The organism is Streptomyces sp. (assembly GCF_035645055.1).
In the GTDB taxonomy this organism is placed as follows: domain Bacteria; phylum Actinomycetota; class Actinomycetes; order Streptomycetales; family Streptomycetaceae; genus Streptomyces.
The window spans coordinates 59,173-78,718 of sequence record NZ_DASQNH010000054.1; the positions used below are offsets into that span (position 1 = coordinate 59,173).

Sequence of the window (19,546 nt, forward strand, 5' to 3'; positions counted from 1 at the left end):
CGATGGGGATCTGCGTGGCGAGCGATCCGGGGACCGACTCCCCGTTTCACTCGGACGCTGGGTTAAACGGGGATCGGGTCCCCGCTTATTTCCCGCCAGAGACCACAATTCGCGTGACCTGAATCACACCCCTACGCCCGAGAAACCCACGATCGGTCTCGTCCAACGCGCGCCCGGCCCCCTCGCGACACAGGGTGATCGCAGGGTGCAGCCGGCGACCGGCGGCTGCCTGGAGCGAAAGGTCCATGCATGCAGCCGCAGCCGTCCAGCCGACGCATACGCCGGTCCCGACGCGCGCGGCGCGGGACGGAACCGACGGAGCAACTGCGCGGCCGGCAGGGACGGCTGGGCGAAGACGGAGAGCCGGGCCAGGGCCAAACGGGACAGGTGGGCCTGGGCCAAGTGGGACAGCCGGGTCAAGGCCAACTGGGACAGGTGGGCCCGGGCCACCCGGGGCAGCCGGGGCAGCCGGGGCAGCCGGGGCAGCCGGGGCGGCCGGGGCAGCCGAGCCAGGGCCACCCGGGACAACCGGGCCAAGGCCACCCGGGACAGCCGAGCCAGGACCGACCGGGACAGCCCGCCATGGACCCGGGGCGCGAGCCGACGGCGCGGCGGTTCCTGCGACCCACGGGGCACATACGACCCACGCGGCCCATGGGGCCCCTGCGCTGGCCCGTGGGGGACCTGCGGCGGCCCATGGGGTCCCCGCGGCGACCCATGGGGCCCCTGCGGCGCGGGGCCGCACTCGCGGCGGTGACCGCGCTGACGGCGGCGGTCAGCACCTCCGCCGGCACCGGCCACCTCCCCCACGGCCCGGCCACCGCCGGGGCCCGCCCGATCAGCGCGGCCCACACCTCGGCCCTCGCTCCCTGCATGATCAACAGCGCCCCGGACGTCCAGATGACGGAGGGCATCCCCACCCCCGGCGGCTACTCCCCCTCCACCGGCACGGTCCGGGCACTCACCCTGATGATCGACTTCTCGGACGCGCCGGGCTCCGGCAAGGCACTCGACCGCTTCCGCGAGTTCTTCCCACAGACCCAGGAGTGGTTCCGCACCAGCTCCTACGGCCGCCTGGACTACCGCCCGGACATTCCCATCCCCCACTGGCTGCGCATGCCCCAGCCCTTCGAGGCGTACGGCATAGAGCGCGGCGCGCCCTTCGACCCCGCCTACCGCAAGCTGGTCCAGGACATGGTGGCCGCGGCCGACCCGAAGGTCGACTTCTCCTCGTACGACCTCCTGAACGTGCTGGTGACCCCCAACGCGGGCCCCTCCGCCCTCGACACCGTCCTGTCGGTGACCTTCGCCGGCAACGCCGAGGCCCCCACGGCGGACGGCGTGCCCGTCGCCAACGCGTCCTTCGTCTACTCCCGCCAGGACGACGGCTCCGGCTCCTACGCCCGCACCGGCTACCGCGTCCTGCCCCACGAGAACGGACACGTCTTCGGCCTGCCCGACCTCTACACCCAGGACGGCGGCGGCGCCGTCGGCCACTGGGACATCATGAGCGAGGACTGGGGCGCCAACAACGACCTGCTCGGCTGGCACAAGTGGAAGCTGGGCTGGCTGGACGCGACCCAGGTGTCCTGCGCGTCCGCCCGCGGAACCTCCGTGCACACCCTCACCCCCCTCGCCCGCCCCGGCGGCCCCAAACTCCTCTTCGTCCCCCTCGACCGCCGCACCGGCTACGCCGTCGAACTGCGCACCCGCGCGGGCAACGACGAGGCGGTGTGCCGTCCCGGCGTCCTCATCTACAAGGTCGACTCCACCGTGGACACCGGCCAGGGCCCGGTCACGGTCTACGACTCCCGCCGGGAGAGCGGCGGCTGCACCCGCAGCCCCAACGTCCACGCGGAACTCTCCGACGCCCCCTTCTCCCCCGGCGAGACCTTCAAGGACCCCAGGCGCGGCATCCACATCTCGGTGACCTCAGCGGACCGCGAGGGCAACCACACCGTCCGCGTCACCCGCGACTGACCTCCCGGGACCCTCCCCCGACGCCCCGGACCGCCCGCTACACTGACGGCGGTGACACGGGGCACTACCGCCCTCACCACGCCTCGCCTTCGTAGCTCAGGGGATAGAGCACCGCTCTCCTAAAGCGGGTGTCGCAGGTTCGAATCCTGCCGGGGGCACAATGCATTACCGCTCTGACCTGGGGTTTCTTCCCCAGGGAGGGGTCCTATTCGGCCTCGGACTCGTCGTCCGGGGCCGTTTGCGTGAGCGGTGCGTGAGCGGACGGAGAGTTGATCTCCGGAATTTCTCCCAACGGATCAGCATCATCCGGCACGGACTCCGGGGCGGGATGCTGCGCGTCGTCGGGCTCGGGCTTCGCTTCGGGAGCTGTGTTCTCGGAGGTGGTGCGGGCGCGTGGGACGAGCCGGGCTGCGGCCTCGGCGATCGCCAGGTCCGCTTCGGGGAGCAGGCTCGTGTACGTGTCGGCCGTGATGGTGATCGAGGAGTGGCCGAGCATCTCCTGGATGTCCTTCAGGTCGGCCCCTGCCGCGTGGGCGAGGGTCGCGGCGCCATGACGGAGGTCGTGGAGCCGGACCGGTGGGAGGCCGATCTCCTCGTACAGCTCGATGAACCGCCGTGTGACGTTGGCGGGGTGGAGCAACTCGCCGTTCTCCTTGGTGAAGACGCGCCCCGTCTCCACCCAGGCGCTCCCCCACTCCTTGCGGTCCTTGTCCTGCTGGGCGCGGTGCCGCTTAAGGGCCTGGACCGTGTCGGAGTCGAGCGCGATGGTGCGCGCGCCGGCGTCAGTCTTGGGGTCGTCCTCGTACACCTCCCAGCCGTCTACGACGAGTTGCTTGGCGACTGTGATGAGACCTGCGTCCAGGTTGGTGTCGGTCCACTTCTGGCCGCACGCCTCGCCCCGCCGCAGCCCGCGGAACGCGATCAGGTGGAACAGCGCGTACAGGCGGTCCTCCGCGACGTGGTCGAGGAAGAGCCCGGTGTGCTCCGGCGTCCAGACCATCACTGACGACGGCTTCTCGCCGGTGCGCTTCCAGTGGAGGATGCGCTCCTCGGTCCACACCAGCGCCTTGGGCCGCTTGCCCGCCTCCAGCTCGACGTGGGCCGCCGGGTTGAAGGTGATGAGCTGCTGGGCGATCGCCGCGTTCAACGCAGCCCGCAGCGTGGAGCGGACGCGCTGGCGGGTAGCCGGGCCCACGATGCGGCGGTAGGGCTCCATCTCCTCGATGGCGGCCTTCATCACCTTGCGGCGGGCGCGGTGCTCCCGCCCCTTCCAGGGGATCTGGGCCAGGTCCTCGAACGCCTTGCGTCGCGCGGCGTTGCCTTCGGCGATCTCGACGTTGTCCTCGGCGATGGCCTCGAACATCTCCGACAGGTGGGTGACCCTAAGGCGGTCGAGCCGCAGGTGCCCGATCCGCGGTTTGAGGTGCACACGAATGTTGCTTTCGTCGCGGCTGATGGCGCTCTGCCGCCCCTTCTTGCCCGCGAGCCATATGTCCAGCCACTCGCCAACCGTGAGTCGACTCGTCAAATCCAGGCCGTGGCTGAGGCGCCTACGCGTCGCCTCGATGTCCGGGAGCGGGGCCTTCTCGTCGGCCACCTTCTCCAGCAACTCGGCTATCTGCGCCAGACCCTCGGCATCGTCGGCGTCAGCGAGGCCGACGAGCGCGCGCACATGATCGAGGTCCGCCTGGGCGGCCTTGAGGGACTCGTAGCCAGCGCGGCTGAAGGAGCGGCGGGTGCCATCCTCGCGAGGCGGGAGCTCCTGACGTATGGAGTAGGAACCGTGCTTGCGGCCGACGAGCTTCGGGCACTTCTTGCCGAGCGGCTTGCCGGTGTGGGGGTCGCGGCAGTAGCAGCGGCGGTGGGTGGAACCCTTCAAAGATCGTTCTCCTCGGTGGTACTGGGGTCGGTCTCGGGTGGGTCGACGTCGGCGAGTTCCGGTGGCAGGTGCGGTGGGGTGCCGCCGTCTTCGCGGATGAAGGCGCGGGCGCTGCGGAGCCGATACTTGGCTTCCAACGCCCTTTCTGCGTAGTCGGCTTGGGCGAGTACGGCTTCCTCGCGTTCTGCCCGGTTGGGTGCCGTCTCGGCCTTCCAGCGCTCGTGCTTCTCGCCCTTCAGAGCGGCCAGGGCGGCGCGCTGGTGGCGAATGTGGGCGCGGAAGGAACGGAGCATGTCGTCTTCCATGCCGAAGTCCTCCGTGTCGCCGGTGAACCAGCGCATGGCGTCCCACGTCGGTTCGGAGTGCTGCAAGGGGAGGCGCTGGACTCGGTCGACGTAGCCGACGGGGTAAAGCAGGCAGATCGGGTAGGTCCGCAGGGCTTCGGCGAGGACGAGGACGTCGACCAGGGGCAGATTGGCGCGGCGGCCGGATTCCATGTTGGCGATCACGTTGCGCGGGATCGGGTGGCCGATCTCCTCGCAGCGGTCGGCCAGGTCCTGGGCGCTCATGCGCAGCTCCTTCCTACGTCTGCGGACCTCGGCGGCCACCGTGGCCATCACCTGGTCCACCCACTCCGGGACGTCGTCCTCGTCCCTTCCAGCATCCAAACCGCTTTGTGTCATGCAGACACATTAGCTTCCCTAACGTTGATTCCATGGCCTGGAGACGAGCGCGATCGCCGTGTTCGCCGAGGGCTCAGTCATGGATGGAGCGCGTATGCGCGAGAACGAACTCGCCGGCCGAGTGAAGGGCATGAGTCGAGAGGAACTGCTGGAGCTTCCCGCCGCCGTTGACCTGGAGACGGGTAATCGGGCGCTGGGGCTCGGGCGGAGCAAGGGGTACGAGCTGGCGAAGCGCGGCCAGTACCCGTGCAAGGTGCTGCGGCTGGGCAACGCCTACCGGGTGGTGACCGCCGACCTGCTGGCTCTGCTGGGCCTGGCCGCGTGAGAGCGGGGAGTCATAGCAGCCCGTTCTGCGCTGAGCTGACACAGAAACGCTGGACTGTTGCCGGGTGTGGACGTACGGTCCGTGTTCCCTCGCGATGGCCTGGCGCCCGCGAGAAAGGGGTGGGCCTCCGGCGGTGCAACGCCGGAGGCCCGAGCAACCCCGAACGGCCCTGGAAGAACCAACCCGGCGGCAAGGGCGTGCGAGCCCGCCACCGCCAGACGAGGAGCTGCCGAGTGCAACCCGAGAACCCCGAGTCCTATTCCGCCTCGGCCCAGGCTGTCTGGCCCGCAGCGGCTATCCCCGGCCGACCCGGCGCCCACCTGTGCGCCGCGCAGGCTGACGGAGCCGACGAGGCGGAGACGCCGAGCGGCCTGGAGGCGATACCCGATGCGGAACCGACTCACGGCTCCAAGCTGCTGGATGAACTGCGGGCGCAGATAGCTCAGTTCGTGATCCCACCCTCGCCGGAGGCCCTGGACGCGATCACCCTGTGGGTGGCGGCGACGCACCTACAGCCCGCGTGGCAGCACGCCCCGCGCCTGGCGGTGGTGGGGCCGGCGAAGCGGTGCGGCAAGTCGCGTCTTCTCGACGTGTTGACTGAGACGGTCCACGAACCGATGCTCACCATCAACACCACACCGGCGGCCATCTTCCGATCGATCACCGAGGAGAACCCGCCCACGCTCCTGGTGGACGAGGCCGACACCATCTTCGGCACACCGAAGATGGCCGAGAAGAACGAGGAGATGCGCGGCCTGCTCAACGCCGGTCACCAGCGCAACCGGTACGTCACCCGGGTCGTCGGCAACGACCACACCCCGCACCGCTTCGCTACGTTCGCCATGGCGGCCATCGCGGGGATCGGCGACCTGCCCGACACGGTCATGGACCGGGCAGTGGTGATCCGTATGCGGCGCCGGGCCGAGGGCGAGAAGGTCAAGCCGTTCCGGTCGCGGCGTGACATCCCGGCCCTGAATGAGTTGCGCGACCGTCTGCACGCGTGGGCTAGGCCGCTGCTGGACGAGGCCGCGGACCTGGAGCCGGACATGCCGGTCGAGGACCGCGCCGCGGACACCTGGGAACCTCTGGTCATCGTCGCCGACCTGGCCGGTGGCTGCTGGCCCCGGCTGGCGCGGGTTGCCTGTGCGCGGATGGTCGCCGCCGAAGAGGCGGCCGAGGAGGACCACCCCAGCGGTGCGCGGATCCTCGCCGACATCCGCCGGGTCTTCGTCGCCCAGCGCGAGGTGGACAGCCTGTCCACCGAGGAACTCCTCCACCACCTGCGCCAGGACCCCGAGGCGCCGTGGGCGGAATGGGGACGCGGCGGGCTGGACGCCCGTGAACTGGGCAGGATGCTGCGCGCGTACGAGATCAAGTCCGGCAACGTGCGCATGGCCGACCGGACCCAGCGCAAGGGCTACATGCGCAACAAATTCCTCGACGCCTGGCGCCGGTACTGCCCCGCCGTCCACCCCGTCGACGCCGACATCACTCGCGGCGAGGGCTGAGGCCCTCTCCCGGTTGCCGTACCTGCCGTCCCTGCCGTGATCTCGCAGGTCAAAGGGCATGCAGCCAAGACGGGAACCGGGGCCAAGACGGCACCGCGATCGACCATCGCAGCCCGCCGCCAAGCCGCCCTCATCCGTCTTGCGCCGTCCCCCGCCGTCCTGCCGTATCACCGCAGGTCACAGCCCCGCCCGCTGGGACGGACGATGCAACGCCTCTGTCCCGACTCGGGACACGGTCCATCCGCAACCAAGCTCTGCAGGACGCCCCTGCGTCGTGTTCCGACTCGGAACACGACGCAGGCGGCACCCGCCAGGACGGAGGGCCGAGGCGGTTGCCGTACCTGCTCTGACCTGCGCTTGCAACGGTCAAGACGGCAAAGACGCACCACACCACTACCCCAGGAGTACCTCGCTTGAGGATCCCTCTCATGTCTCGTAGCCCAGACCGTCCGCCGCGGGATGATCAGCCCGGTCTGGAGCAGCCGGCGAAGGCGAAGCTGACTGCGGAGCAGTACGTGCTCCGTGCGGCCGGCATCGTCATCGTGGCCCTGACCGCAGGTGCGTTCTGGCTCTCCTACGCACACCTGGCCGAGGTCGCAGCCCAGCACGGACTCCGTGACTCGCCGACCCGCCGATGGGCGTGGCCCGCGACGCTGGACGCGTTCATCGTCGCGGGAGAGCTGCTCATGCTCCGTGCGGGGCTGCGCCGCGTCACCGACAAATGGGCCATCAGCGTCACCGCCGTCGGATCGGTCGGCTCCATCGGGCTCAACGTGGCCGGGGTGACGGGCACGCGCGAAGTCGGCAGCGTGCCGCTGCTCGACTACGTGGTCGCCGCGGTTCCCCCGGCCGCCGCGATGGTGGCCTTCGGCGTGCTGATGCGGCAGATCCACGAACTCGTCGCACAGTCTGCTGTCGACCATTCGGCCCCCGATTCAGCGCAGGTGCCGCAACCACCGGCCACCCCATCCGTCCACCCCGCCGAGGCGCCGGCCACCGCAGTCGGCCCGTCTGCCGAGGCTCCGGCCGAGGGCGTCCGGCCTGCCGACCTACTGGTTCAGCCCGGTCGGATCACTGAGCCGCCGACCGCCACATCCGTCCAGCCGCCGGAATCGCCCGCCGATGCCGCAGCAGGCAAGCCGCGCGGTGGGCGTCCGCCCGGCGCCCCGCTTGACGTACTCGTGGAGATCGGCCGGGCCGCAGCCGCTGAGCAGGGCAAGCTCACTCGGACGGTCGTCCGAACGGCAGTTGAGGCCAAAGGGCTGACGATCGGCAGCAAGCGGCTGACCGACGTGATGGACATCCTCCGGGCCGAACCCGAAGCCCCAGCCGAGACCGACCGGCCCGGCGACTGACCGGAACCGCCACCGGGTGACCGGAACCCTTCCGGTCACCCGGCCCGCCAGCCACCGCCCCGCGCAACGCGCGAGCGTCCACACCTGTGGACGAGGCGGCAGCCGCCCGAAACTCCGGCTGATCTCCGCGGTGACCTGCGCGCCCTCCCACCCCTTCTCCGGAGAACCGTCCATGACGCACGACGCCCACCAGCCCGACGACGCCCCCTACGAGCCTTTGCCGCTGACGAAGTCCCCTACGCTGATGAGCCGTCTGCGGCGGGCGTTTGGACGGGGTGCCCCGGGCGGAGCCAGTAGTACCCCGAGTCCGACTCAAGGCCGGACTTCGGGGGTCTCCGCCCCGGGGGTGGCGGAGGAGGCCCAGCGCCAAGGGGCGCCAGGCCAGGACGTCGAGGCCGAGGGCGGCTCCGACGAGGACACGCTCCACACCGTCCAGCGCGAGACCCTGCGCCCCGTACGTGCCACCGACACCGCTGAGGCGGTCGGCGGTGAGCCTGTCGTGAAGAGCGTCCAGCCCACGATCCGCCGCTTCACCGGCACCAAACGCGTCGTCCGCGTCGGCCCCTTGCGCTTCACCGGCGACGAACACACGCGGCTCCAAGACGCGGCAGCCGAGCACGGTTACAAGGGCGACTCCGGTTTCGCCGCCGACATCGTCCTCGCCTTCATCACCGGCCGGTTCACCGCCAACCTGCCCCTGTCCGAGGACCGCCGCCGCACGCACATCTTCCGCGCCCAGGTGCTGCGCCAGCTCAACCGGATCGGCGTCAACGTCAACCAGATCGCCCGCGCCCTCAACAGCGACCACACCCCACCCGAGATCCGCCAGCACCTGACCGAACTCCACGACCTGCTGGAGCTGATCGCCCAGGCCCTGCGCCAGCCCACCGACCCGGAGACCGAGGCAGCCGCGTGATCGCCGCAATCAAACCGGCCGGATCCAACACCCGCGGCCTGCTCGCCTACCTCTACGGCCCCGGCGACCACGACGAGCACCTCGACCCGCACATCGTCGCGGGATTCGCGATGCTCGGCATGCCCGACCCAGGCCGAGACGAGAACGCCACCCTCACCGAACTCGCCCGCTACCTCGACCAGCCCGTGCGCCTGCGCAACAGCGAGTTCGGACGCAAGGTCACCGACCACGTCTGGCACTGCCCTGTGCGCGCCGCCCCCGAGGACCGCTACCTCTCCGACACCGAGTGGGGCGACATCGCCCAGCGCATCGTCCAGGCGGCTGGCATCGCCCCTGCAGGCGATGACCTGGCCTGCCGCTGGATCGCCGTCCGCCACGCCGACGACCACATCCATATCCTGGCCACCACAGTCCGCGAAGACGGCAGGCGCCCCAAACTCCACGACAGCGGCATCCGCGTCGGCGACGCCTGCCGCGAGATCGAAAAGGACTACCGGCTGCGCCGCCTGAAGAAGGGCGACCGGACAGGCGCCCGCCGCCCCACCCAGGCCGAGATGCACAAGGCCGAACGCCTCGGCTGGGAACAGCCCAGCCCCGAGTGGCTCCAGGACCGCATCCGAGCCGCCATCCCGCACGCGACCAACGCCGAGGAATTCATCGCCTACCTCGAAGCCAGCGGCGTCGAGGTCCAGGTCCGGCGCGGCCCGTCAGGCGACCTCCTCGGCTACGCCGCCGGCCGACCTGGCGACGTCAATGAGGCCGGCGAGCAGATCTACCACCCCGGAAGCAAGATCTCCCCCGACCTCTCCCTGCCCAAGATCAAGGCCCGTCTCGAATCCAGCCGCCCCGAAGAACACCCCACCGCCCGCCGCAACCACCCCAGCACCCCCTGGCACGAAGCGACCGACGCTCTTGACACCCTCCACGGCGACCTCGCCGACGACACCCACGCCCAGGCCCACATCACCGCCCTCGGCGAACTGCTCGAAGCTACCGCCCAGAAGGCACCCGCCAGCCTGCGCACCGAACTCCAAGCCGCATCCAAGGCGTTCGCCCGCGCCCAGCGCTCCCAGATCCGCGCCGAAGACAGCGCCGCCCACGCCCTGCGCAGCGCGGCCCGCGACATCGTCTACACCGCCACCGGTCCCGACGGCAGCGCACTGGCCGCCCTGGTCGCCGCCCTCGTCTGGGCGACCATCGTCGCCAGGCGCTGGCACGAAGCGAAGAGCCACGCTCACCAGGCCGACGCCGCCCGACAGGCCGTCCAGCACCTCCAGATGGCCGCCGACCGCGCCCTCGCCCCGACGCTCGCCGAACTCACAGCCCGACCGCCCAGGGAGCAAACCCGCCGCGTTCTCGCGAACGACGTACGAGCAGCCGTCCCCGACCACGCCGAGCGCATCCTCGCCGACCCGGCCTGGCCGGCACTTGCCACCGTCCTCGCCGACGCCGACGCCCGCGGCCACCAACCCCACCAGCTCCTCAAGGAGGCTGCTGCCCAGCGCGAGTTGACCAGCGCCCGCCGACCTGCCCGGGTGCTGATCACCCGTATTCAGCACACCGGCCGGAACCCTGCCCCGAACCGCCGCGCTGAAGCTGCCCGCCGACGCTCGACCATCACACCCTCGGTCCGCGTCCAGCAGATCCATAACGGTCAGCTTCCGTCGGCGACGACGCCTGCCGAACAGCAGCACCGACGGCGCCGTTAGACACCGTCAGAGCCGCAGGGGTTGCGTTCCTCCGGGATCGGAGGAACGTGCGAGGCTTTCCCGGATCACGCGATCACTGGCGCGCAGAGCCGCCGTCAGTTCTCCTCGCAGCTCGTTCGGGAGGGTCCCTGAGCCGAGGGCGCAGGCGCGCACCAGCGCGCGACAGTTCTGCACTTGCCGGTCCGTGGCGATCTTGGTGTACAGAGGGTGAGCCAAGCTCTCGCGGGCCGCATAGCCGTCTTCGGCGTCCGTCGTCCTGCGGTGGAGGTCCTCGACGATGCCGTGCGCGGTGAGCGCCTCGGCGGAACCGATCGCGTCGAGGACCGTAAGTCCGAGCCGGGTGTCGAAGACGATCATCCCGGGTTCGGTCTTCCGTCCGGAGTAGACCGTCACCAGGTCCGCCAGGTGCCCGTCGATCGGCTGCCCGGCGTCGCGGCGGCATAGGACGGTCAGGCATGTCGTGACGGCCTGTTCCCATGGGTCGCCGGGCATCGTGTCGGCAAGGAGGGCAGCGGCCCACGCGGTGTCACCCGCAACGAGAGCGGCGAGGACGGCGACCTGCCGACCGTCGAGCATCCGCTTTCCGATGCCATGGTGGGCCTCGATGTGCGCCAGCGCTTCGGCCCATCGCCCCTCGGTGGTGAGGGTGCGCGTGCCGTCTGCGAGGAGGACGCGCCACAGCCACGCGCGAACCTCCTGGCGGTCTTCGCCGGTCGCAGTGAGGCTCGCGGGTACGGTGACGCGCTCGAACCGGGCGGCTGCGCCCGCCTCGACGGCCTTGTACAGGTTGAGGAGTCGCTGCCGACCCTCATCGGCGTGACCGGCGCGGATCTGAAGGCGAGCGAGGTTGACGATCGGTTCCAGTCCTCGGATCGCGCTCATGCCGGGCAGGGGGCAGGCATGAAGGTAGGCGGCGGCGTGCTGGTGGCACATCTCGCGGGCGAGGTCGGGGAGGTCGAGGTCGGAGGCGATGAGTGCGGCTTGGTTGTAGACGGCCGATGCGAGCCCCTGGTCGGTCTCTTTCACCGCGGTGTCGGCCAGGTCGACGAGTGCGCGTACGCGTTCAGGCAGGGGCAGGCAGGCGGGTCGGAATCGGGCGACGAGCGGGAAGCGCTGGGCTGTGGAGCCGTGTGGGTCCATGGATCCCCCTTGTCGAGAGTGAGGAATGCTGAGGCGGCGGTGCCCGCCAGCCATGTGTCGACGGGCACCGTCCGCTACGCGTGGGGCGTCACTGCCAGTCGACGACGATGCGGTTCAGCGGGGTGTCGAGAGCGAAGAGGCCGGGGCGCCGCTCGATGCTGGGGGCGTCGAGGGGCTGGATTTCGAACGTGGCTTCGCGGCTGCGGTATTCGCGGTCCCAGGTGCGGATGGCGTCGGCGACCTTCGCGGCCAGTTCGTCGCTGCCGGGACCGTGGCCGATGACGCCGAACTCCCAGAGCTTGCCGCCTTCGGGGGTCCTCTTCTCCGACAGCCGCCGCGCCAGGTAGGTGACGGCGCCCTTGTCGACGACGGCGGTCGACGAGGGGTAGGGATCCTCGGTGAGCAGAGTGCCCTTGGCGCTCTGAGGGAACAGCATCCGGATCAGGCCGGAGGGCAGGGAGCAGGTGAGGAACAGTTCCATCCACTCCGGCGATTCCATGGCGCGGACCGTCATGCCGGTCCACTCCTCGGTGCGCGGCTGGTCGAGTACACCTGCGAGGGCGTCGGCGTCGATGTTGAGTCCGGCGGGGGCCTGCAGCCGTACGGTGCCGTCCGTGCTGAGCGGGATTACTCGGCGGTCGTCGTCGGCGATGCCCCGCCGAAGCGGCATGAAGGTGTTCATCTCGCTGCCGAGGGAGACCCATCGGCCGTCACGCTGCTCGTAGGCAATGGAGCGGGACACCGTGCCCTTGAGACGCTGGGGGACGAGAAGCCGCCCGCCGGGGGCGAGTTGTCGCAGCCAGGCGTGCGGTACGCCGTGCGCGCCGACCGTGGCGATGATCCGGTCGTACGGCGCTGCCTCGGCGTAGCCGAGTGCTCCGTCGCGGGTCGCTGCCTGGACGTTGGTGATCCCGGCGGCGGCGAGGTGCGCACGGGCTCCTTCCACGAGGTCGTCGTCGACGTCGAGGGTGGTCACGTGTCCGCTCTCGCCGACCAGGTGGGCGAGCAGGCCGGCGTTGTAGCCGGTGCCGGCGCCGAGTTCGAGGATGCGCTCGCCGGGCTGGGCGTCGAGCTGGTCCAGCATGAGGGCGACGACGCCCGGCTGGGAGGCACAGGAGATGGACGTGCCGTCGGTGTCGTACTTGATGTGCACCGGTGCGTTGGCGTAGGCGTCTTCGAGTGACGCGTCGGGCACGAACACGTGGCGGGGCACGGTCCGCAACGCGGTCTCGACGGCGGGCGTGCGGGCGTGTCCGTCCGCGCGGAGCTGGTCGACCAGGGCGTTGCGGAGGCGCTTGGCGTCCGCCGTGGGGGTGGTGATCGTGTCGGTGTTCACCGCGCTGACGCTATCGGCGTCGGCCGTTGCCTCGGTGGGCGACTCGGTGTGGTCACTCGTTCCCATGACTACCTCTCGTGCGATGTGGGACAGGGCGCTCTGGTCGTCCCGGAGGAGACCGGCGCGGTTGGCGTGGAAGATCACGTGGTGGGCGATGACGGCTCGCAGGCCGCGGGTGAGGGCGCCGCGGGCTGCGAGGTCGGCGAGCGTGGCACCGGCCCGTTCGAAGGCGGTCGCCCATTCCTCGTGAGCGTGGAGTGGGCCACCCGGGCGACAGAGGCTGTGGGCGTCGGCGGTCATGAGCTTGTGCATGGCCGGAGCCAATTCGATGGCTCGCTCGGGCGGTTGTGGAGCGATGGCCGGTCGAAGGGCCGCGACCTTCGCCCATACGTCGCCCTGTTCGAACCAGTCGAGTCCGGCGCCACGCATCATGACGCTCGTCAGCAGGACGGCGGTCTCCCGGCGTCCCAGGTGCATCGGGCTCGGCTGGTAGGTGAGCAAGTGGCGGGAATCGCTGTGGAAGAGTTCGTGGGCTGTGTCCATGGCCTCCGGGCCGCCGAACGTGGCGGTCTCGGGCTCGTAGACGCAGGGCAGGCACGACACGGCCACGCCGTCGCCGACTAGATCGCTCAAGAGCGACTCAATGGCTGGTGAGGGCTTGTCCGCGAGGTAACGCAGCGGCCAGGGCTGCTTGTTCATGAACCACCAGTCGGTGAGCTGCCCGTCGGCCTCCGCCTCGATCAGGGTGGGGCCGAGGCGTTCGGCGATGGTGCGCTGGGCAATCTCGCGGTCGACGAAGGTGATGTTGTGCTGCTGCCAGCGGTCGGGAGGCAATGAGGTCCTTCGGTCGGTGGATCAGGCGATGAGGAGGCATGCGTCCCAGGCGGACCGGGGTGGTGCGGCGGTGCTGGGCGCGAGGAGCGCCAGGGCTATGCCGACGGCGCCGTCGAGTAGGCCGGGGCCGCTTTCCTCGTCCTGGATGAGCGCCATGGCCGTGAGTTCGGGGTCGGTGCCCGGTGGGATGACCGCAGCCAGGAGGGCCGGGATCGCGGCGCGGAGTTTCTCCGCGGTCGAGGGGCGGGCGTCGTCGGCCGTACGCGCGGCGACGTGGGCGAGGCCGGCCAACCCGTGGCAGAGGCCGTTGTCCGTCGTGGCCTTCAGCTGCTCGGGGTCGGTAAGGGCGGCCACGAATGCCTTCTCCGCGGCAATCTGGCGGCGGGTGTCGCCGAGGGCAAGCGCGGCAAGTTGCTCGGCGCGGGCGAGGCCGGCGGTGCCGTAGCACCAGGATGGCCGACGGGGCGCGGACGGGGCGAGACGCCCGCTTCGCAGCTCGCCCTGAGTGACCCAGTACGGCCAGACCGGTCCGCCGTTAGCCTTCTCCTTCCAGCGGTCCAGCCAGGCCAGGATGGTGCGCAGTGCTGCGTGGTGCCCATCGGTGACGGAGCCGTTCCGAGCGGCAAGGGCCAGGAGCGCGAGCACGCCGCTGATGCCGTGCGCCATACCGGTGTTGGCGTGCCCGCCGGGGAATCGGTCGTCCGGGCTGCCCGAGGGCCCGGTCTCCGCCCACCAGCCCGGCAGGTTCTCGCCATGGTGGGTGATCGGTTCGGTGAGGCGCACGCAGTAGTCGAGAACGGCGCGCATCGTGGACCTGCCGGGTTTTCGGCGCAGTAGATAGGCGCCGTATCCGGTGAGGCCCCGGATGGCGTCGAACTCGGCGAGCTGCGGCAGGCGTCCGGCGTCGATGCGGCGATGTGCGGCGTCGAGACGGCGTCCGACGTCGACTGCGATCTGGGCGTCCATCGCGTCGAGGGCGCGCTGGTAGGAGCCGGGAAGGTGATCGGCCGCACAGGACAGGGCGTGGGCGAAGGCGGGCACTCCGTAGAACGGGTGGCTGTCCGGGCCGCTGGTGAGCGGCTGTCGGGAGGCGGCGGCGAGCCAGTCGTGGGCGCGGTGCCACGGTGCGAGGCCGTTCGCGGCCAGCTCGATGTGCAGGAGCGCGATGCCGGGTGGCCCGTAAGCAAGATGCTGCCGGTCCGAGCACAGCGTCCTGGAGCCGTGAGGCATGGTCTCGGGGTCGGCGAGCCGGGCGGCGATGGCGTCGACCAGGCCGAGCGTGGGGTGCGCGTTCACGAGGCCCTCTCCTTGGTGCGGGCCGTCCAGGCCAGGGCGGCGGCGCGCGCCAGGTAAAGGCACACCTCTTCCTCCGGGAAGTTCACGGCGACGTGGCGCACGAAGTGGACGTGCAGCAGGGATGTCAGGACGTCGTCGACGGCGATGCCCTGGGTGCCCGGGCCGGGCAGGTGCGGCCGGTACGTGGCGAGTGCCGCTTCCCGGTCGACCCATCCGGACACGATGGCGTCTCCGCCCGGGACACTGCGCAAGGCCGACCAGTCGTCGCTCGGGTCGGCGAGCCGTACGGCCTCGGTGAACTGCGGGCGCGGAACGGGCACGGGTGCGGTCGGCGAGACATGGTCGATCAGCCACCGCACCCCGGCCTCGGTGGTGCCGAGGAACGCGGAGGCGATGGCGACCGTGTGGGCCGCCACCAGCGTGCGCTGACTGGGGCGCTGTGGCTGCGCGAGCTGGGCCAGGACGGCGCGCGAGTCCGCCCGGAACACCTCCTCGGCCGCCTCCCATGCGGCGCCGGAGCCCCAGCGGCCCATCTCGCGGTAGGAGGTGGGATAGCGCAGATCGGCCAGCAGGCCGATGCTTCGTAGCTCGTCGGCCCAGGCGCTCACCGTTCGGGCCGTGTCGGCGAAGGCTTGCGCGTCGGGGAGGGCGATGCGTACGCGGAGGTGTTGGTTCGGGTCGCGGAAGCGGATGAACCACCACGGCGGGTTGCCGAGCTGTTCGAGGAGACCGGGCAAATGCTGGGAGAGCAAGACGTCTTGGCGGCGGGGGTCGCCGTACAGGGCGGCCAGAAGAACCGAGGAAGCGGCGGGCGTCTGCATCTGGGTCGCAGACAGGGCACGGGCCCGGCTGGGGGCTGGCAGTGGCGACCATGCTGACGGCCTGGTTGCTTTGAGGGGCACCACGACCTCGTGCGCTCGCCCACCGCACCAGCGATACGCCTCCGGTCCCGGGGCCTCGACGAGCACGGCCAGGCGCGAATGGTCGAGGTGTCGGCGCAGGAGCGCACGATGGCCGGCCTCGTCGAGGTCGAGGAAGAGGCGCCGGTCGCCTTCTACGAGGTAGACGCGGTGCGGCAGCCTCCGCCGGGCACGCCAGTCGCTGAGCGCCGTGTCCCACTCGGCCCGAGGGCGGGCATGGCCGGGCAGTTCGGACGCTTCCAGCCGCCAGCGCGCCGGGGCCAGCACGGTCCGGCCGTACCGCAGACGTGGAAGGAACGGCATCGCCGTTGCGGCGCCCCAGTCGAAGACGGTGACCTGCGCGCACTGGGCACGGGACAGCTCGGTGAGGAACCGCACCAGCGGCGGGGTGTGGGTGCGCAGGTTCAGCGCGTGCATCCCGATGGCCTCGACGCGATGTCCGCGCTCGGGGACGGCGAGGTACATGCGGCGGCCGTCGCACCCCACAGCCAAGTCCTCCGGGGTGAGGACGGTGTCCTGCGGGGCGCGGTGCTCCTGAAGACTGATCACGTTGGGTAGAACCTGCGGGGAGCGGGTGACGTGGGCGCTCTCGGAGACCAGGGGCGGGAAAGACAGCTGCGCGGGCACGGTGTTGCCGTCGGCGGCCGGGAGGTCGGCAAGCTCTGCGACCAGGGCCTCCCGGTCGGCGGGGGCCAGCACACTGAGGAAGCGGCCCGTGGAGACGCCGGCACCACGGGACACGTACAAGACCTCCAGCCGGAACCGCCCGCGCTGCAACTCCTCCAGGCTGGCCGCGTGCACCCGCACCCCGATCTCCAAGTGCGGCGGCAGCCGAGGCTCGTCGGGACCCACGTCCAGGGCCTCGATCTGTTCGTCCGTGAGGATCACTTCGTCACGGCCGTCGAGCGCGGCGGCCTGAGCCAGCCGTACGAGGGCGTCATCCCGAGCGGAGACGCGGGGCCTGCGTGAGCTGGCCGGAGCGCCTGGGTAGCCGTCGGGATAGCCGGTGCCGCTGTCCGCCACGGCCTCCACGAGCGGCACCATCGTGCCGATGCCGTACCGCTCGTAGAACCGCTGGTGGTACTTGTTCCAGGCGGCGGTCCCGTACGGACGGCTGCTCAAGCGGGTCAGGATGAGAGCGGCGCGCTCGATCTCTCGGGCGACCGCTTTTGGCAGAACGATCTGTGCGTCCAGGCGGAGGTCGAGCGCGACGGGGTGGCGACGCAGGCCAGGGACGAGGACTCGCATCCGCGCCGCGACGCTGTCTCGGCCGCCGTGCGTGGCGCACTCCTCCAGGCCCGCCCGGACCGCGTGGAGTTCGCGCACGGTCTCCGCGACCGGGGCGAGGCTTCCAGCATCGATCGCGTCGAGTTGGCCCACCAGATACCCGAGGGCATCGGTCTCGGTGCTCGGAGCATGCAGGCCCGTGATCAGTACCCGCCGCCGGATCAACTCCGCCAGCAGTTGGCACGCCTTCTCGGAACCGGCCTCGGGGAACTCCGCCCGGAGCTTGTCCACGAGGGTGCCGAACCGGATCGGCAGTCGGGCCGCGGCCAGGACCGCGTGCACCGGTCCGGTCAGGGCCAGAGACGCCTCGACTGCGCGAGTCCGGTCGCCCAGGACATCGGGCTGGAACGGCACGACGAGCTGGTCTCCCCGGTACGTCACGGTGTTGTTGACGACGACGGGCAGCCGTTCGAGGAGGTCCGGGCACGACTCCAACCGTGCAACCAGGGCCGCCAGCCACTCTGCCCCCGCGCGGCTGACGGCCACGTCCTCCTCGCCCCAGTCGGCCCCCGCCTGCGGGCCGAACTTCACGGTGGCCACGCCGGCGAACAGGCCGAAGGGTGTCGCCCGGTGCTGGGCCCGCAGCAGGTAACGGGCCACGGACAGCACCGCGCGCTGCACATCACGGAGGGCGGGGTGCTCGGCCGTACACAGGGCCCGTACCTGCGCGGCCAGAACCGGGCTGGAGTGCCGGAGTGCCTCGGCGACGTCCGTGTTCGCCCAGACCGTGCGGAGCCACGCCACACGGGCAGACGAACCACTGGGCGAGCAGTCATCGAGGTCAGGGCATGGAGGGAATGGCAGCGAGGGCCGGGCCACGGCGCGCACGAGAGCGGTGGAACCGGTGCGGAACGCTGTGGGCGGAGCAACCACCAAGTACCTCCGTAGGTGAGGGGGCGGGCGGCTGGTGCCGCCGCGCGGAGACGCGGCGGCACCAGACCGGGGTGATCTGGGGTCCGGGTCAGGCGACGTTGGTGGTGCAGGCGCCGCAGGTGGACCCGCAGTTGTCGTCGGTCAGGTTGACCAGGCCCGCCGGGTCGGCGATCTCGACGAGGGAGACGTCCAGGTCGAAGCCGTCCGACGCCCCCGGGATCTGCGGGCGCAATTCGGTGCGGCTGGGAACTACGGTGCTGCGCGTCATGCTTCAACTCCTTATAATCGTGGCGGTGTTACCGGGCTGGAGCGCCCACCAGGTGCCGTCACGGGAGCGCTGCCAACGGCTGCTCCCCGGGCGGCTCCTGGCTGCCCGGCACGAGGGGGCGTGCTCCGCGTAGGAAATCCTCGCGGGGTGCCTGCCTCACGCCGGGAAGTCGTGTGCCGGAAGTCTGATCAAGCGGACGTCGGCCGCCGCTCCATGAAGTAGGCGAGCGCCTGGGCCTTGAGGCGATCGAGGCACGGCTCGCAGGCGTAGAAGGGGGCGTGCTGCCCGTCCCACTGCACCGGGCCGAGCCAGATCACCAGGACGCCGGTACGCCCGCAGCCGAGCCAGCAATCACCGGTGATCCACGGCCACTCCATGGACGGATGTCCCCTTTCTCAGCTGGTCGGGATAGTCGATCTGGCGGCCTGGCAGTTGGGAGCGCAGGCCCAGAGCTGGAACGGCAGGCCCTGGTGGCGTATCTCGCCCAGACGTTGGCCGCTCGCTCCCAGTGGCCAGGCGCAGAGGGCGCAGTCCATGGCCATCTGCTGGCGTGGCCGGAGTCGGGCAAGATCCGGAAGAGGCGAGGGTGCCGTGGCCGGGATGCTCACTTGCCATCCTTGGTACGGAGTTCCGCCCAGACCTCCTTGCCCCAAGGGCATCTGCCCGAGCCGTGCAGGTCGTAGCCCCACCGGTCAGCGACAGCATCGACGAGGAGCAGCCCGCGCCCCGACTCGTCGTCGTCAGCCGCCTGGCTGAGCATGGGCAGACGCGTTGGTTCCCGGTCCACGACCCCGACACGCAGTCGTGTCGCGCTCGGCCGCCCAACCGTGAGGCGGATCTCGGGACACGGAGTGTGCCTGGAGGCGTTCGCGATCAGCTCCGTGACGATCAGCGCGGCACGGTCGGCGAGGCCGTCGAGGTGCCACACACCGAGGACGTCTCGGACGAGTTCGCGGCCGAGCTCGGCCGTGGACGGCGTGCACGGGAAGGTCTGGCTGTACGTGGGGTGGCCGACAGAGAGGGCCTCAACTGGTGTTCTCAGACTCGTCATTGGGGTGGAGCCTTCGTGTCGTCTCGGCGCCCGGCCCGCCCCCGCGGGGGAACCTCAAGGGCGGACCGGGCCGTCAACAGCCGCCCGCACGGTGGGGCGCGGCGGGCGACCAGCACCCAGACAACTCCCTTTCCCAGCACGTTGGTTAGGACGTTCAGGTGCTCAGCCGACGCACCGACCTAGGGT

The 19,546-nt window shown here is 70.7% G+C and carries 15 protein-coding genes and 1 tRNA gene; 7 read left to right on the forward strand and 9 right to left on the reverse strand.

What is annotated here, in order from left to right; genetic code table 11:
- Positions 1-696: 696 nt before the first annotated feature.
- Together VE614_RS17965 and VE614_RS17970 are read left to right on the forward strand one after the other, a co-directional pair.
- Complete coding sequence (locus VE614_RS17965; protein WP_324937682.1) at positions 697-1,980, forward strand: M6 family metalloprotease domain-containing protein; 1,284 nt, start codon at positions 697-699, stop codon at positions 1,978-1,980.
- A gap of 85 nt (positions 1,981-2,065) precedes the next feature.
- Positions 2,066-2,138: transfer RNA gene (locus VE614_RS17970), tRNA-Arg, on the forward strand.
- Positions 2,139-2,185: 47 nt separating this feature from the next.
- Here VE614_RS17970 and VE614_RS17975 read toward each other — a convergent pair.
- Positions 2,186-3,859 (reverse strand): site-specific integrase, encoded by a 1,674-nt coding sequence (locus tag VE614_RS17975; protein WP_324937683.1) that lies wholly within the window; start codon positions 3,857-3,859, stop codon positions 2,186-2,188.
- Positions 3,856-4,542 carry a helix-turn-helix transcriptional regulator gene (locus VE614_RS17980; RefSeq protein ID WP_324937685.1) on the reverse strand — a complete coding sequence of 229 codons (687 nt, stop codon included), beginning with the start codon at positions 4,540-4,542 and terminating at the stop codon, positions 3,856-3,858. Before VE614_RS17980 ends, VE614_RS17975 begins: the two co-directional genes overlap by 4 nt.
- Before the next feature lie 94 nt (positions 4,543-4,636).
- On the opposite strand from VE614_RS17980, the gene VE614_RS17985 reads away from it, so the two are divergent.
- The 5 genes from VE614_RS17985 (at position 4,637) to VE614_RS18005 (ending at position 10,355) form a co-directional block, all read left to right on the forward strand.
- Positions 4,637-4,867 carry a hypothetical protein gene (locus VE614_RS17985; RefSeq protein WP_003999991.1) on the forward strand — a complete coding sequence of 77 codons (231 nt, stop codon included), beginning with the start codon at positions 4,637-4,639 and terminating at the stop codon, positions 4,865-4,867.
- A 233-nt stretch (positions 4,868-5,100) separates the two neighbouring features.
- Positions 5,101-6,375 carry a DUF3631 domain-containing protein gene (locus VE614_RS17990; RefSeq protein ID WP_324937687.1) on the forward strand — a complete coding sequence of 425 codons (1,275 nt, stop codon included), beginning with the start codon at positions 5,101-5,103 and terminating at the stop codon, positions 6,373-6,375.
- A 428-nt stretch (positions 6,376-6,803) separates the two neighbouring features.
- Positions 6,804-7,730, forward strand: a complete 927-nt coding sequence (locus tag VE614_RS17995; RefSeq protein WP_324937689.1) for a DUF2637 domain-containing protein — start codon at positions 6,804-6,806, stop codon at positions 7,728-7,730.
- Between the two features lie 346 nt (positions 7,731-8,076).
- The gene (locus tag VE614_RS18000; protein WP_324937691.1) at positions 8,077-8,646 is read left to right on the forward strand and encodes a MobC family plasmid mobilization relaxosome protein; all 570 of its coding nucleotides are present in this window, start codon (positions 8,077-8,079) and stop codon (positions 8,644-8,646) included.
- On the forward strand, positions 8,643-10,355 hold the full coding sequence (locus tag VE614_RS18005) for a relaxase/mobilization nuclease domain-containing protein (protein ID WP_324937693.1): 1,713 nt from the start codon (positions 8,643-8,645) through the stop codon (positions 10,353-10,355). The genes VE614_RS18000 and VE614_RS18005 overlap by 4 nt, the downstream gene beginning before the upstream one ends.
- Before the next feature lie 6 nt (positions 10,356-10,361).
- Here the strand turns inward: VE614_RS18005 and VE614_RS18010 are convergent, their stop codons facing one another.
- From VE614_RS18010 to VE614_RS18040, 7 genes are all read right to left on the reverse strand, one after another.
- Positions 10,362-11,495, reverse strand: coding sequence for a hypothetical protein (locus tag VE614_RS18010; protein WP_324937696.1), 1,134 nt, complete (start codon positions 11,493-11,495; stop codon positions 10,362-10,364).
- A gap of 88 nt (positions 11,496-11,583) precedes the next feature.
- The gene (gene fxlM / locus VE614_RS18015; protein ID WP_324937698.1) at positions 11,584-13,665 is read right to left on the reverse strand and encodes a methyltransferase, FxLD system; all 2,082 of its coding nucleotides are present in this window, start codon (positions 13,663-13,665) and stop codon (positions 11,584-11,586) included.
- A 21-nt stretch (positions 13,666-13,686) separates the two neighbouring features.
- The gene (locus VE614_RS18020) at positions 13,687-14,961 is read right to left on the reverse strand and encodes a lanthionine synthetase C family protein (protein WP_324937700.1); all 1,275 of its coding nucleotides are present in this window, start codon (positions 14,959-14,961) and stop codon (positions 13,687-13,689) included.
- Positions 14,958-17,912, reverse strand: a complete 2,955-nt coding sequence (locus VE614_RS18025) for a lantibiotic dehydratase (protein WP_324937702.1) — start codon at positions 17,910-17,912, stop codon at positions 14,958-14,960. Before VE614_RS18025 ends, VE614_RS18020 begins: the two co-directional genes overlap by 4 nt.
- Positions 17,913-18,129: 217 nt before the next feature.
- A complete protein-coding gene (locus VE614_RS18030; RefSeq protein WP_324937704.1) occupies positions 18,130-18,309 on the reverse strand; it encodes an FxLD family lanthipeptide in 180 nt (59 codons plus the stop codon).
- Positions 18,310-18,497: 188 nt separating this feature from the next.
- Complete coding sequence (locus tag VE614_RS18035) at positions 18,498-18,626, reverse strand: hypothetical protein (RefSeq protein ID WP_274240598.1); 129 nt, start codon at positions 18,624-18,626, stop codon at positions 18,498-18,500.
- 287 nt (positions 18,627-18,913) lie between these two features.
- Positions 18,914-19,360: an ATP-binding protein gene (locus VE614_RS18040; RefSeq protein ID WP_324937709.1), complete on the reverse strand. Its 447-nt coding sequence runs from the start codon at positions 19,358-19,360 to the stop codon at positions 18,914-18,916.
- Positions 19,361-19,546 lie beyond the last annotated feature (186 nt).

Bases quoted from the DNA above. Each gene is read 5' to 3' on its own strand.
- VE614_RS17980 (WP_324937685.1), bottom strand. From the start codon at position 4,542: ATGACACAAAGCGGTTTGGATGCTGGAAGGGACGAGGACGACGTCCCG.
- VE614_RS18010 (WP_324937696.1), bottom strand. From the start codon at position 11,495: ATGGACCCACACGGCTCCACAGCCCAGCGCTTCCCGCTCGTCGCCCGA.
- VE614_RS18030 (WP_324937704.1), bottom strand. From the start codon at position 18,309: ATGACGCGCAGCACCGTAGTTCCCAGCCGCACCGAATTGCGCCCGCAG.
- VE614_RS17995 (WP_324937689.1), top strand. From the start codon at position 6,804: ATGTCTCGTAGCCCAGACCGTCCGCCGCGGGATGATCAGCCCGGTCTG.
- VE614_RS17985 (WP_003999991.1), top strand. From the start codon at position 4,637: ATGCGCGAGAACGAACTCGCCGGCCGAGTGAAGGGCATGAGTCGAGAG.
- VE614_RS17965 (WP_324937682.1), top strand. From the start codon at position 697: ATGGGGTCCCCGCGGCGACCCATGGGGCCCCTGCGGCGCGGGGCCGCA.
- VE614_RS18040 (WP_324937709.1), bottom strand. From the start codon at position 19,360: ATGACGAGTCTGAGAACACCAGTTGAGGCCCTCTCTGTCGGCCACCCC.